Here is a 13,518-nt window from a genome sequence, read left to right as displayed (position 1 = left end):
ATCAACCAGCGTGCAAATTAATGCGCATGGGCAGCTTTTAACAAAAGGTTGAGCGCGTGATCCCGCGCTGCCTCGCGAACAGCGGCACGACCCAGCGCACCAAACTCGATCGTTTCCGTGTCACAGCCCGCGCGCGTTGCGATACCAAAACACACGCGGCCTTCTGGTTTGAACTCTGACCCACCCGGGCCCGCGATTCCGGTAATAGACGCAGCAATCTCGGCGTCGCTGTTGACCAATGCACCCAGCGCCATTTCGCGCGCCACCTCTTCGGAGACAGCGCCAACTGCTTCTATTGTGGCCTCGCGCACACCCAACATTTCGGTCTTTGCGGTGTTGGTGTAGGTGACAAAACCCCGTTCAATCACGGCCGACGACCCAGCAATGTCGGTCAGCGCCGCGGCGACCATGCCGCCCGTGCAGCTTTCTGCAGTGGCCACTTTCAACCCTTTGGCTTTGCAAGCATTCAGAACATCGATGGCAAGGCTCATACGCCAAAGACCCCATGCCAAAGGCCCGCCAGAATACCTGTGCAAATTGCGGCAAAGATGCCTGCAAACACATCATCCAGCATCACACCCAATGCATCTCCGCGCCGGTCGGCCCAGCCGATGATGCTGGGTTTGGTGATATCAAACAGGCGAAACAACAGAAAACCGGCGATCCAGCCCGGGTACATCTTCAACGGATCGACGCCCGCATGCCATGCACCGTAGCTGACCAGTAACAAGGCGATCCACTGGCCCGCGACCTCATCAATCACAATTTCGCTGGGGTCATGATCGTCGGCGCCACGTGTGGCCTCGGCCGTTGCCCACCAACCAATGAAAAACACCAGCACCGTTGCCACCAGCAAGACGGGAAAGCCGCCCAGATATTGCAGGACCAGCGCTGCCAATACCCCTACAGCAGACCCCCATGTGCCGGGGGCCGGGCGGATGTGACCAACGCCAAAGACAGTTGCGATCATTTTGCTCATGTTTTCACCAATGTTGCGGTCGCAATCGCCGCAATCCCTTCTTCTCGACCGGTAAAGCCGAGCCGTTCGCTTGTTGTTGCTTTAACCGAAACCTGATCCGGCCTCAGGCCCATGATTTCGCCCATACGGGTCATCATGGCCGCGGCATGCGGGCCTACTTTGGGACGCTCGCAAATCAGGGTGCAGTCGATGTTTGAGATCGCGTAACCCTTGCTGGTTGCTAGCGCCACGGCATGTTTCAGGAAGATTGCGCTGTCAGCCCCTTTCCATTGCATATCCGACGGCGGGAAATGGCGACCAATGTCGCCTTCGGCCAGCGCGCCGTAAATTGCATCGGTTACCGCGTGCATGCCAACGTCTGCGTCTGAATGACCTTTGAGCCCCCGGTCGTGGGGCACAGCCACACCGCACAAAGTGACATGGTCGCCGTCGGTGAATGCGTGAACGTCGAACCCATTGCCCAACCTGATATCCATGGTGCCTCTCAGTATTTTTTCCACCCGCGCGAAATCTTCTGGGGTGGTGATTTTCAAATTGGCTTCGTCGCCGTTAACAATGACCACTTTTAGTCCCGCGGCGCGAGCCACTTCGACATCGTCCGCCGCGCTGCCTGCATAGCTGCGATGGGCGGCCAGTATTGCGTCATAATGAAACCCCTGTGGCGTTTGCGCCCGCCAAAGTCCTGCGCGATCCTGCGTGCCGTCCACCGCGCCGTCTGAGCCGCGCCAAAGGGCGTCTGTTACCGCAAGTGCTGGTGCTGCGCCTTCCGCCGTGCCCAGCGCGTCAATGACGTCAGAAATGATGCGTTCGGAAACTCCGGCGCGGGCGACATCGTGGATCAGCACATGCGTGATACCGCGCCCAGTGAGCGCCTCAAGTCCCGCCCGAACTGACGCGTCCCTTGTGGCGCCCCCGTGTACAAAGGGCACATCCAGATTTGTGGCCTCGGCATCATCATCGGAGTGCGTTACCGCGACAATTTCCGAAATGTCAGTGTGGGCAGAAAATGCAGCCACGGTCCAGTCTGCCACACGCCTGCCAGCCAGCGTGCGCCATTGCTTCGGCAGTCCTCCGCCAGCGCGGGTGCCTCGGCCTGCGGCAACCAAGATGGCGGCAATTTTTGGTGCGGGAGTTTTCATGGGGCCTGTCTAGAACTTGCGGGCGAAGGTGGCAATCGACCCTTTGAGCTTGCCTAAATTTTAGGCATTTGCATTTTTTTGCTGTAAAAATGGACGCCATTTCATTGAGTGCTTGCTCAAAACCGTCTAGCACAGGGCAAGCGCAAGAACCCTCCAAGGATTCATCAGTGTCCATCAGTGTTGCACATCTCAATCTCGACCCTCCGGTCTTTCTGGCCCCATTGGCTGGAATCACTGATCTGCCATTTCGCAATCTGGTGTCCAGCTTTGGGGCCGGGTTGGTTGTATCGGAAATGGTTGCCAGTCAGGAAATGGTGCAAGCCAAACCCGGCGTGCGTGAAAAGGCCGAGCTGGGATTTGGCAAGGCCAACACTGCGGTACAGATCGCGGGTCGTGACGCTTATTGGATGGGCGAAGCCGCACGTCAGGTTGAGGCCAATGGGGCTGCGATAATTGACATCAACATGGGATGCCCTGCCAAAAAGGTGACCTCGGCGTCGGGGGCTGGTGCCTCGGGCTCGGCCTTGATGAAGGATTTGGATCACGCACTTGAGTTAATCGAAGCGGTCGTCCGGACAGTCAAAATACCTGTGACCCTGAAAACCCGGTTGGGGTGGGACGATCACACACTGAACGCCGCCGAGCTGGCGCGGCGTGCCGAAGCCGCCGGTGTTCAGATGATTACCATTCATGGGCGCACAAGATGTCAGTTTTACAAAGGCTCTGCGGATTGGCGCGCGATTGGCGAAGTGAAAAACGCAGTTTCGGTTCCGGTGATTGCCAACGGGGACATTCTGGGTGTGGACAGCGCACGGGCCGCGTTGGATCAATCTGGCGCTGATGGCGTTATGGTGGGGCGCGGTGCGCAAGGTAGACCTTGGATTTTGGCGCAAATCGCCAACAGTATGTTTGGATATCAAAGCCCTGAAATACCACGAAAAAATGAACTCGTATGCATGGTGTGCGGGCACTATGAGGCGATGTTAGACTTCTATGGTGTTGATCTTGGGGCCCGCGTCGCTCGCAAACATTTGGGGTGGTACATGGATGACGTCAAAACGCCCAAGGATCTACGTCGCGCAATCCAGACCAGCCGTGATCCAAGGCAGGTTTTAGGGCTGCTGCCCGAGGCTTTGGGGCAGGACCCGGTCACAAAGGATGTGGCATGATGGATATGATTGCAATCTGGAATTCATTGCCTGTTCCGGCGTTAATGGTGAATGAAAATGACCTCATTCAAGACATCAATCCGGCGGCTGAGAGTTTTCTCAATACTTCCGCCAAATCTGCGCGCGGAGTGCCTGTCTGGGACAGAATTTCGGTGGATGCGCCTCTAGAAGAGGCTCTGGTGCGTGCACGCCAAAATGGCACGCCATTGTTCGTTAACGACGCCGGCATCGGTACGGGCGAAGGGCCGCCGATCCAAGGTAACTTACAAATCGCACCTGTGTCCGGTACGTCCGGAGACATGTTGGTACTGATCACTTCTCGGGAACTGGCTGGTAGGATGACCCGATCACAAGGGGTTAAATCCGCTGCTAAATCCGCCATTGGCATGGCTGAAATGCTTGCGCATGAGATTAAGAACCCGCTGGCTGGGATCACCGGCGCGGCGCAATTGCTGTCGATGAACCTTGCACCACAAGACCTTGAGTTGACAGATTTGATTGTCGAAGAAAGCCGACGCATCGTAAAATTGCTGGAACAGGTTGAGCAATTTGGGAATCTCTCACCGCCCCAAAAAGCGGGGGTTAATCTGCACGATGTTCTGGACCGTGCACGGCGCTCTGCGACAGTGGGCTTTGGTGCACATATGACCATTCTGGAAGAGTACGACCCCTCGCTACCTCTGGCACAAGGAGATGCAGATCAATTGCTTCAAGTGGTGCTGAACCTATTGAAGAATGCTTCGGAAGCTTCTGATAAAAAAGGCATTATTCGCCTGAGAACTTATTATGATCATTCGTTCCGAATGCGCCGTTCGGATGGATCGGGCCAGCCGTTGCCGTTGCAGATTGAGGTCGTGGACGATGGGCCCGGTCTTCCTCAGGATATCAAAGGTGACGTGTTCGATCCTTTTGTTTCCGGACGTGAAAACGGCACCGGTCTGGGGCTGGCTTTGGTCAGTAAAATTATTTCGGACCATGACGGTTTGATCACTGTCGACAGCGTTCCCGGGCACACGGTGTTCCGGATTTCCCTCTCCCGCCTTCCCAAAGAGGAAGAAGCCACGTTCAAGGAGATCAACTGATGGACGGAACAGTTCTTGTTGCTGACGACGATCGCACAATTCGCACGGTCTTAACCCAGGCGCTGACCCGCGCTGGCTGTAAAGTGCATGCAACGTCGTCGTTGACCACGCTGATGCGCTGGGTTCAGGAGGGCAAAGGCGATGTGGTGATCACGGATGTGATGATGCCAGACGGCAACGGGCTCGAAATGTTGCCAAAGATTTCCGAGGATCGCCCCGGCCTGCCGGTGATCGTCATTTCCGCACAAAACACCATCATGACCGCGATTAAAGCTGCCGAAGCTGAAGCCTATGACTATTTGCCAAAGCCTTTTGATCTGCCGGACCTGATGAAGCGCACTGGTAAAGCGTTGGAAATTAAGCGGCGCTCGCCAAGTTCCCAAACTGGAGCAATTGAGCGACCGGATGAGCTGCCGTTGGTGGGGCGCACGCCGGTGATGCAATCAGTCTATCGTTTGGTTGCTAGGGTGATGAATACGGAACTACCGGTGTTGATTTCTGGGGAAAGCGGCACGGGTAAATCTTTGATTTCACGTGAAATACATGACTTTTCCGATCGCCGAAACCTACCGTTTGTTGTGGCCACGATTTCTGATCTTTTGGACATCGAAGGCCCGGCCCGCGTATTGGCCAAAGCCAAGGGCGGCACAATCCTGTTTGACGAAATCAGCGACCTTGATGATGAGGCTCAGGCCCGTATCGTACGGATGATCGACAATCCCGGCGACCACAGCCCACGTTTTATGGCGACCTCGCAGGGACATCTTGGCAAGGCGATGGAAAAAGGAGAGGTGCGTCAGGACCTTTATTACAGGTTGACCGGCGCAACCATTCATGTGCCGTCCTTGCGCGAGCGTGTGGACGATATCCCGCTACTGATCGAACATTTTCTGATCCGGTCTGAGCGTGATGGCGCACCGATGCGCCGGTTTTCCGAGGCCGCAATGGATTTGTTTCGGGCCTATAGTTGGCCCGGAAATGTGCGGCAGTTGGAAAATGCGATTAAACGGTTGGTACTAACAGCGCGCACTGATGAGATCACCTTGCCGGAAACCGAGGCCGTATTGGGCGCGCAGCCCCAAGCCAGCCCGCTTTTGGGCGAAGGGGACACCGAAAGGCTGTCTGCTTCGGTCGCCCGACATCTGCGCCGTTATTTCGATTTGCACGGGAACATCCTGCCGCCAGTCGGGCTGTATCAGCGCATTCTGCGTGAGATCGAGGTGCCGATGATTGAGATTGCTTTGGATGCAACGGGCGGCAATCAGGCTAAATGTGCCGACCTTTTGGGGATCAATCGAAATACGTTGCGTAAGAAGATCGGCGATCTTGATATTCACGTGACACGCAGGCGTAAATTGATGTAAAAAGGCCACAATAGAGTGGCCGATCTGCCGCAGTGTGTGCAGTTAGGCCCAATAAATTAGGCGGTGCGTCACAATCACGGCGCGAAAACATTGAGGATGTCGGGTGAGCACCCTGGCAAGAACCAGTCATTGGACCAAGTTGCGGCGCCTGCGCCGTCAGCGGCGTGTGCGGAATTTCGCCACCTGGGGATTGGTGCTGCTTGGGCCAGTTTTGGCTATGGCCACGTTTCTAGTGATGGGGCCGATGAACCAAGGGGCCTCATCAGGCTCTTTGCGATTGGTTCTGCTTCTGGATTTGGTTTACGTCCTCGCGGTGGCTGCTTTAGTCATGCAAAGGGTGGCGCGCATTATTGCGTCGCGTCGTGCGCAATCAGCCGGATCACGGCTGCATATGCGCCTGACGGGTGCTTTTGCGCTGTTGGCTTTGGTGCCAACTATCTCGGTCGCAATTTTTGCGGGTCTGACCGTCAACATCGGGCTTGAGGGTTGGTTCTCGGAACGGGTCAGCCGAGTGGTGGGCAATTCGGTTTCTGCCGCGCAGGCTTACGAAGAAGAACATGTGCGGGATCTTGAAACTGATGCGGGTGCTTTGGCTGAGTATTTGAACGCCAATCGCCGCGCCACATTCTTTCTGGATTCCGGCAACCTGAGGGTGTTGCTGGCCAATGGGCAAGGGCAGATTCAACGCGGGTTAAAAGAGGCCTTTGTCATCGATGGCACGGGAGAAATCCGGGCGCGGGGGGAAGGGTCGTATCTGTTCGATTACGAACAGCCCACCAGCGAAGAAATCTCATTGGCGCAATCTGAAGGCAGCCATATCATTCGCGATTGGCGAACCAATGAATTGCGGGCTTTGGTGCGGCTTGAGGCTTTTGTGGACCGATATCTGTTCATCAGCCGCGAGATTGACGGAAGTATATTCAGCCTGCTGGACGAAACCCGGGAAACGGCCAAACTTTACCGCCAGTTAGAGAGCGAACGCGGGCGTGTTTTGTTTGAATTCAGCCTTATTTACCTTGGTTTTGCCGTGATCCTGATCCTAGCGGCGATCTGGATGGGATTATGGTTCGCCGAACGTCTGGCGCGCCCCATCGGACGGTTGGCCGGTGCAGCACAGCGTGTGGGAACTGGCGATCTGGATGTCCAAGTTATTGAGGAAGAGGGTGACGACGAGATCGCCATGATGGGGCGGTACTTTAATCAAATGACCCGTCAACTGAAGGTGCAGCGCGACACGCTATTGGACAATACTGGTCAGATCGAGCGGCGCCGCCGCTTGTTTGACTCTGTTCTGAGTTCAGTCACATCCGGCGTTGTTGGGCTGGATGCCACGGGGCGGGTCACTTTCGTGAACCGGTCTGCTGAGCGTTTACTGGACTGGACTGACACCCACGAAGACATGTTCATTGCGGTCGCAATTCCAGAGTTTGGGCCAACATATGAAGAGCTGGCCAAGGGCATGCAGGAAGTTGTGCAAGATGAGATCAAAGTGTCTCGTGCGGGTCGTCTTGAGAACCTGTTGGTGCGCATGTCGACACGGCGTAACGAGGATGGGCGGTTAGAAGGGTTTGTTGTCGCGTTTGACGATGTGACCGACCTTGTGACCGCGCAACGAATGGCGGCTTGGGGGGATGTCGCACGGCGCATTGCCCATGAGATCAAGAACCCGCTGACGCCGATCCAGCTGTCGGCTGAGCGGATCAAGCGCAAGTTCGTGTCACAGGTGGGCGAAGACAGTGAAAAACTTGAGCAGATGACCGACGTGATCGTGCGCCAGACCAATGATCTGCGACGCATTGTGGATGAGTTTTCAAAATTCGCCCGAATGCCCGAGCCAGATCGGCGCAAGATTGATGTGGTTCAGACACTGAATGGCTGTGTCCTTCTGCAAGAGGCGGGACAGCCAAATGTGCGCTTTGTGCGCGCCATCACGGATGAGGCATTAATAGGTGATCTTGATGAAACCATGATTTCGCAGGCCCTGACTAACCTTATTAAAAACGCAGGCGAGGCCATTGAAAGCCTTGAGGAAAAAGGCACAGACGACGTGTTCCATCCTGAAATCAACGTGTCCTGCCGCCGCGATGGCGATCGGGTTGAAATCCGCATCGCTGACAATGGTATTGGCCTGCCACAAGATCGTGCGCGGTTGTTTGAGCCCTACGTCACCACGCGTGAAAAGGGCACAGGTCTGGGCCTGCCGATTGTGAAGAAAATAATTGAAGAGCATGGCGGCAGCCTTGTTCTGGAAGACGCGCCCGTGTTCAAAGGCAACACACATGCGGGTGCGATGGCTGTCATTCGATTGCCGTTAACTGTTGAACAAAACAACAGCTCGGCTGAGCAGATGTGATGAGGTGAGTACATGAGCGATATTCTGATTGTTGACGACGAGCGCGATATTCGCGAGTTGATTTCCGATATTCTTGAGGACGAAGGTTATACTACGAGATTGGCCGGAAATTCCGATCAGGCCATGGAAGAGGTTTCCTCTGATCAACCTGCATTGTTGATCTTGGATATCTGGCTGAAAGACAGCAACATGGATGGCATCGACATCCTGAAGGTCGTCAAACGAGATTATCCCGATGTGCCGGTGGTGATCATTTCCGGACATGGCAATATCGAAATTGCGGTCGCTGCGATCAAGCAGGGTGCGTACGACTTTATCGAAAAGCCATTTAACATCGACCAGTTGCTGGTGGTTATTCGACGCGCCATGGAGACCTCGCGTTTGCGGCGCGAGAACCTGGAGCTTAAACGTCAGGATACCCGTCCGGCAGAAATGATCGGGGAAAGTGCGGCCTTCCGCACCCTGATCAGTCAGCTGGATAAGGTGACAAAATCCAACGGTCGGGTGATGCTGACCGGCCCCGCAGGCGTTGGCAAAGAAGTGGCCGCACGCTTTGTTCATACCAATTCAAACCGTGCCTCTGCGCCGTTTGTCACGGTCAACTGTGCCGGTATGGAGCCAGATCGCGTAGAAGAAATGCTGTTTGGACGCGAGACGCCCGAGCGAGGCATTGAACCTGGATTGTTGGAGCAAGCCAGCGGCGGCGTGGTGTATTTTGATGAAGTTGCAGACATGCCGATGGCAACTCAGTCAAAAATCCTGCGTGTTTTGGTGGATCAGCAATTTCAGCGTGTCGGAGGCAATGACAAGATCCGCGTGGATTTGCGGGTGATTTCTTCGACCAATCGGGATCTGGAAGTTGAGATTGCCGAAGAGCGCTTTCGTCAGGAACTGTATCACCGTTTGAACGTTGTTCCGATTTCGGTTCCTGCTTTGGAAGAACGGCGCGAAGATATTCCCCTGCTGGCCTCGCATTTTATCGAAGAATTCAATCAGTCTCAGGGATTGCCGAAACGCGCACTTTCGGATGAGGCCGTCGCGCTGATGCAGACAATGCTGTGGCCGGGCAACGTGCGTCAGTTGAAAAACCTGATTGAACGCGTGCTGATCCTTGGGGATGGCACCGGGCCGATCGAATCCAAAGAGCTTCCGGGCGAAAGTGGCGGCGTAGAAGAAGAGGGGCGGGTGGTCCTGTCTGGCGCGCTCGCAACTTTGCCATTGCGCGAAGCACGCGAAGCCTTTGAACGCGAATACCTGCTGACACAGATCAACCGGTTTGGCGGCAACATCAGCCGCACGGCCAATTTCGTGGGGATGGAACGCAGCGCGTTGCACCGCAAGCTCAAGTCTTTGGGCGTGGTGACATCCAACAAATCCGGCGCGCGAGTGGCCCATGTTGAACCCGGTGAAGAGGAGGATTCGGAATAAGTCGCCTAACCGGCGGGCTTGCTCAAATCGATCAGAACCCGACCACCGTCAGGTTGTTTAACCGCACAGATCGATCCGGTCAGCGGCGGAGACGTGGTAAGCGGGCGATAGCTGCGCCCCGCAAGTTGATCTTCGCTGCAATAGGGAATCGAAACTCGCTCATAGCCTTGCTCTTCCTGGCATTTTTGCACGGTTGAGTGGCGCCGCCCTTCATTGGCGTCGTAGTACTCGACGCGGTGCCCCACGATCCGGCCATTGGCGCCATAGATTGGCACCCAATCCTGAATGATCATTGGAGGTACTGTATTGGCGGCAAATGTATTGCATTGCGCCCGAGTGACATTGGCCTCGTGGGTTGTGGCCCCAACTTTGTACATCGGTGTGTATTCAAGACATCCGGCTAATCCTGCCAGCGCTGCGATCGAGAGTGTAAGGCGTTTCATGGCGTCCTCGTGCAGTAGTTGTGGCTATTGTTGCGGCTTGGAAAGGTCAACCAATGCGCGCTCTCCGCCCTCAAGAGTAACCGCGCAGATATTTGGTGACGGAGACGGAGAGCGCGTCAGCGGCGCATAAGACCGGCCAGCCAACTGTTCGGTGGTGCAGTTGGGGAAAACGTAGGGTTCATAGCCTCTTAAGCGCATACATTGATTGCGGTGCTGGTTGCGCATGCCTGCGTTTACGTCCGTGGAATGGATCACGCCAATGCCGCCGCCCCAGCCGCCGCCATAGTAGCCAACAGTTCCGTAGGGGTATGTTTGCGGGAAGTTTGCAGACGGAAACAGACGGTTTGCTTCGACATCACATTCTGCGCGATCCCGATTGACACGGTCCACTCCGGTGCCGGGTTTGACATAGGCCTGATAGCTGGTGGATGCGCACCCTGCTGCCAACACCCCGACCATCGTTAGAGCACCAAAGACACGCAGTTTATTACCCATTGACCCTAACTCCTCTGACACAGGGATCAAACCGCAACACATGGGTCAAGGTCAATGGTTGTATTTGACCTCACGAAGCCATTCTGTCATGCCTTGAGACCAAACCCGGAGAGGTAGGTCATGAAGGTCATTATCTGTGGGGCCGGTCAGGTTGGATGGCAGATCGCGCGTCATCTGTCAGGCGAAAAAAACGACGTCACGGTGGTCGACAACAACCCTGACCTAGTACGTCGGGCAACCGATACGCTGGATGTTCAGGGTATTTCAGGTTTTGCCAGCTATCCAGACGTTCTGGATCGGGCAGGGGCGCGGGATGCGGATATGATTATTGCTGCCACCCACTCGGATGAGGTCAACATGGTGACCTGTCAGGTGGCGCATTCCGTTTTTGCCATCCCAAGGAAAATCGCTCGTCTGCGCAGCCAATCTTATCTCGAAGCAATCTATTCTGATCTTTATCGTCGTGATCACATGCCAATTGATGTTGTGATCAGCCCGGAACAGGAAGTGGCCGAGGCCGCGTTGAAACGTCTGTCTGCACCTTCGGCTTTTGACACTGAAACCTTTCTGGATGGCCGTGTTCAGATGCTGGGTCTTACTGTGGATGAGGAATGCCCGGTGGTGAACACGCCTTTGCGCCAGCTGACCGATCTGTTTTCGACGTTGCGGGCTGTGGTTGTCGGGGTACGTCGTGAAGGTTCGCTGTTTGCACCAGAGCCCGGAGATCAGCTGTTCGTCGGTGATGACATCTATGTGTTTACGTTCCGGGAAGACATCAGCAGAACCATGGAAGTCTTTGGCAAGGCAAATAAAAAGCAAGAACGTGTGGTTTTGATCGGCGGCGGAAATGTCGGGCTGATGGTGGCCCAAAAGCTCGAATCCGGAGCGCAGCGTGTACGCACCAAAGTGATTGAGCGTAGCCGCAAAGTGGCCGAACGCGCTGCTGAAGCCTTGGAGCGTACGATTGTTCTGCATGGTGATGGTTTGGACGCTGTCATGCTTAATGAGGCAGGCATAGATCGCACAGACGCAGTGCTGGCTTTGACCGATGACGACAAGGTGAATCTTTTGTCTGCTGTTCGCGCCAAGTCTCGCGGGGTTCCGATGGCGGTGGCCCTGATCAATGATCCGACGCTTGTTCCTTTGATGGGGCCCCTTGGCATTGACGCATATATCAACCCACGCGCCACCACGGTGAGTTCGATTTTGCGCCACATCCGTCATGGCCGGGTGCGCGATGTGTATTCATTGGGCGACGCCGAGGCCGAGATTATTGAGGCCGAGGTATTGTCGACCTCGCCAATTGCGGGTCAGCAAGTGCGCGACATCGATTTTCCGGAAGGCGTGTTGATTGGCGCGATCATGAAAGGCAATGAAATCATCAAACCCAAAGGCGGTACACGAATCGAAGAAGGCGATGTGATTGCTCTTTTCTCACTGGCCGAAGATGTGCCCGAAGTCGAACGCCTGTTCCAGGTGTCGATCGACTTTTTCTGATCCATGATTGCGCGCCTGTCCCGATTGCCCTTGTTCCTGCTGTTTGTTGGGATATCCGGCGTGGCCATGCTGGTGCCGGCCCTTTATGCTGGGGCGCTGCATGACTTACACGAGGCGCGTAGCTTCTTTTACAGCGCCATTCTGGTACTTTTTGTCTTTGGACTGATTGCTCTGGCGATGAGTGATACTGGCAGGCCGCCGCGTACAGTAGATATGTTGATGGCCCTGTTTTTGGGTTTCACAGTACTCCCGATTGTTTTGGCACTGCCCTTTTGGTGGGGGCTCGCCACCACCAGCTATTTGAACGCCTATTTTGAAATGGTTTCATCCTTCACCACAACCGGTGCCACTCTGTTTGATGTACCGGGTCGGTTGTCGCCATCGCTTCATCTTTGGCGAGGATTAGTGGGCTGGCTCGGCGGCTTGTTGATGTGGATTGCGGCCGCAGCTGTCTTTGCTCCGCTTAGCCTTGGAGGGTTTGAAGTCACGACACGTTCAGACCCCGGAATTGCAGAAGGTGGACAGGATCACGTGGGGTCTGCGCATCCGATGAAGCGCTGGCACCGAGGCGCGATCACGTTAATCCCAATTTATTCGGGACTGACTTTGGTTGTTTGGGTCATGCTTTTGATTCTTGGGGAAAAAGGTATCACCGGATTGGTGCATGCCATGTCGGTTATGGCCACTAGCGGCATTTCGTCCGTGGGCGGAGTGGCCAATGCCAAAGCTGGTATTGGTGGCGAGATTGTCCTGTTTCTGTTTATGCTTTTTGCTCTGTCACGCACCACTTTTTCTTCGGACACTGGCGCGGTTCGACGTGACAATGTTTTGCAAGATTATGAATTTCGATTGGGCCTTTTGATTGTGGTCGTGGTGCCAGCCTTTTTATTCTTACGCCACTGGCTGGGCGCCTACGAAGTGAATGAGTTGCGAAACGCGACCGCTGCGGTAAGAGCAGCCTGGGGATCGACGTTTACTGTGCTGAGTTTTTTAACCACGACCGGATTTGAGAGCGTGGAATGGCAAACCTCTCAAGACTGGTCGGGATTGAGCACGCCGGGTTTGCTCTTGATGGGATTGGCCATTGTGGGCGGTGGTGTTGCGACAACGGCTGGCGGGGTCAAACTGTTACGGGTTTATGTGCTGTATTTGCAGGGTTATGGCGAAATGCAAAAACTGGTGCACCCGTCCATTGTGGTGGGCCGGTCTTCTGAAACCCGGGTGCGCCGTAAGGGGGCCGAGATTGCTTGGGTATTTTTTATGCTGTTTGCGATGTCCCTGGCGCTGATCACAGTGGCCTTGGCCGGGCTCGGTGCGGGATTTCAGGACGCGCTGATTATGGCAGTTGCCAGCCTGACCACCACTGGTCCGTTGGTCAACGTTGCCGCAGAGGCGCCGATCGACTTGGTGTCTCAAACCAACTCAGTAAAGCTAGTGATGTGCGCTGCCATGGCCCTTGGGCGGCTCGAGACGTTAGCTATTATCGCGCTATTGTCTCGTGAGTTGTGGCACAAGTAAATATTGTCAAAATGTCCAAAGATCAAAAGTAAGGCGAGTGATCGGCGTGAG

General features: G+C 55.2%; 12 protein-coding genes. 7 read left to right on the top strand and 5 right to left on the bottom strand.

The window, feature by feature from the left end; genetic code table 11:
• Positions 1-17: 17 nt before the first annotated feature.
• From BUC32_RS07215 to BUC32_RS07205, 3 genes are read right to left on the bottom strand one after another with little or no spacing between them, the layout of a single operon-like run.
• Complete coding sequence (locus tag BUC32_RS07215; RefSeq protein ID WP_073251114.1) at positions 18-491, bottom strand: CinA family protein; 474 nt, start codon at positions 489-491, stop codon at positions 18-20.
• Positions 488-979, bottom strand: coding sequence for a phosphatidylglycerophosphatase A family protein (locus BUC32_RS07210; protein ID WP_073251112.1), 492 nt, complete (start codon positions 977-979; stop codon positions 488-490). Before BUC32_RS07210 ends, BUC32_RS07215 begins: the two co-directional genes overlap by 4 nt.
• Positions 976-2,118 carry a bifunctional 2-C-methyl-D-erythritol 4-phosphate cytidylyltransferase/2-C-methyl-D-erythritol 2,4-cyclodiphosphate synthase gene (locus BUC32_RS07205; protein ID WP_073251110.1) on the bottom strand — a complete coding sequence of 381 codons (1,143 nt, stop codon included), beginning with the start codon at positions 2,116-2,118 and terminating at the stop codon, positions 976-978. Before BUC32_RS07205 ends, BUC32_RS07210 begins: the two co-directional genes overlap by 4 nt.
• Positions 2,119-2,285: 167 nt before the next feature.
• On the opposite strand from BUC32_RS07205, the gene dusB reads away from it, so the two are divergent.
• The 5 genes from dusB to ntrX all read left to right on the top strand — a co-directional run bounded on the left by dusB (position 2,286) and on the right by ntrX (position 9,514).
• A complete protein-coding gene (gene dusB, locus BUC32_RS07200; RefSeq protein WP_073251249.1) occupies positions 2,286-3,287 on the top strand; it encodes a tRNA dihydrouridine synthase DusB in 1,002 nt (333 codons plus the stop codon).
• Complete coding sequence (locus BUC32_RS07195) at positions 3,284-4,369, top strand: two-component system sensor histidine kinase NtrB (RefSeq protein WP_073251108.1); 1,086 nt, start codon at positions 3,284-3,286, stop codon at positions 4,367-4,369. The genes dusB and BUC32_RS07195 overlap by 4 nt, the downstream gene beginning before the upstream one ends.
• Positions 4,369-5,733 carry a response regulator gene (locus BUC32_RS07190; protein ID WP_073251107.1) on the top strand — a complete coding sequence of 455 codons (1,365 nt, stop codon included), beginning with the start codon at positions 4,369-4,371 and terminating at the stop codon, positions 5,731-5,733. Before BUC32_RS07195 ends, BUC32_RS07190 begins: the two co-directional genes overlap by 1 nt.
• Before the next feature lie 112 nt (positions 5,734-5,845).
• A complete protein-coding gene (locus BUC32_RS07185) occupies positions 5,846-8,086 on the top strand; it encodes a sensor histidine kinase NtrY-like (RefSeq protein ID WP_407695246.1) in 2,241 nt (746 codons plus the stop codon).
• A gap of 12 nt (positions 8,087-8,098) precedes the next feature.
• Positions 8,099-9,514 (top strand): nitrogen assimilation response regulator NtrX, encoded by a 1,416-nt coding sequence (gene ntrX / locus BUC32_RS07180; RefSeq protein WP_073251103.1) that lies wholly within the window; start codon positions 8,099-8,101, stop codon positions 9,512-9,514.
• Between the two features lie 5 nt (positions 9,515-9,519).
• Here ntrX and BUC32_RS07175 read toward each other — a convergent pair whose 3' ends face one another.
• The gene (locus tag BUC32_RS07175; RefSeq protein WP_139280671.1) at positions 9,520-9,957 is read right to left on the bottom strand and encodes a hypothetical protein; all 438 of its coding nucleotides are present in this window, start codon (positions 9,955-9,957) and stop codon (positions 9,520-9,522) included.
• Positions 9,958-9,981: 24 nt separating this feature from the next.
• Positions 9,982-10,452, bottom strand: coding sequence for a hypothetical protein (locus tag BUC32_RS07170; RefSeq protein ID WP_073251099.1), 471 nt, complete (start codon positions 10,450-10,452; stop codon positions 9,982-9,984).
• A 120-nt stretch (positions 10,453-10,572) separates the two neighbouring features.
• Here BUC32_RS07170 and trkA point away from each other — a divergent pair, with 120 nt between their 5' ends.
• Both trkA and BUC32_RS07160 read left to right on the top strand, forming a co-directional pair.
• The gene (gene trkA, locus BUC32_RS07165; RefSeq protein ID WP_073251097.1) at positions 10,573-11,949 is read left to right on the top strand and encodes a Trk system potassium transporter TrkA; all 1,377 of its coding nucleotides are present in this window, start codon (positions 10,573-10,575) and stop codon (positions 11,947-11,949) included.
• A gap of 3 nt (positions 11,950-11,952) precedes the next feature.
• Positions 11,953-13,467: a potassium transporter TrkG gene (locus BUC32_RS07160; protein ID WP_073251095.1), complete on the top strand. Its 1,515-nt coding sequence runs from the start codon at positions 11,953-11,955 to the stop codon at positions 13,465-13,467.
• Positions 13,468-13,518: the final 51 nt, after the last annotated feature.

The sequence above is a fragment of the Shimia gijangensis genome (assembly GCF_900142085.1).
Lineage (GTDB): Bacteria > Pseudomonadota > Alphaproteobacteria > Rhodobacterales > Rhodobacteraceae > Shimia > Shimia gijangensis.
The sequence above is the reverse complement of the archived record's forward strand: the minus strand, read 5'-3'. Positions and strand labels throughout refer to the sequence as shown.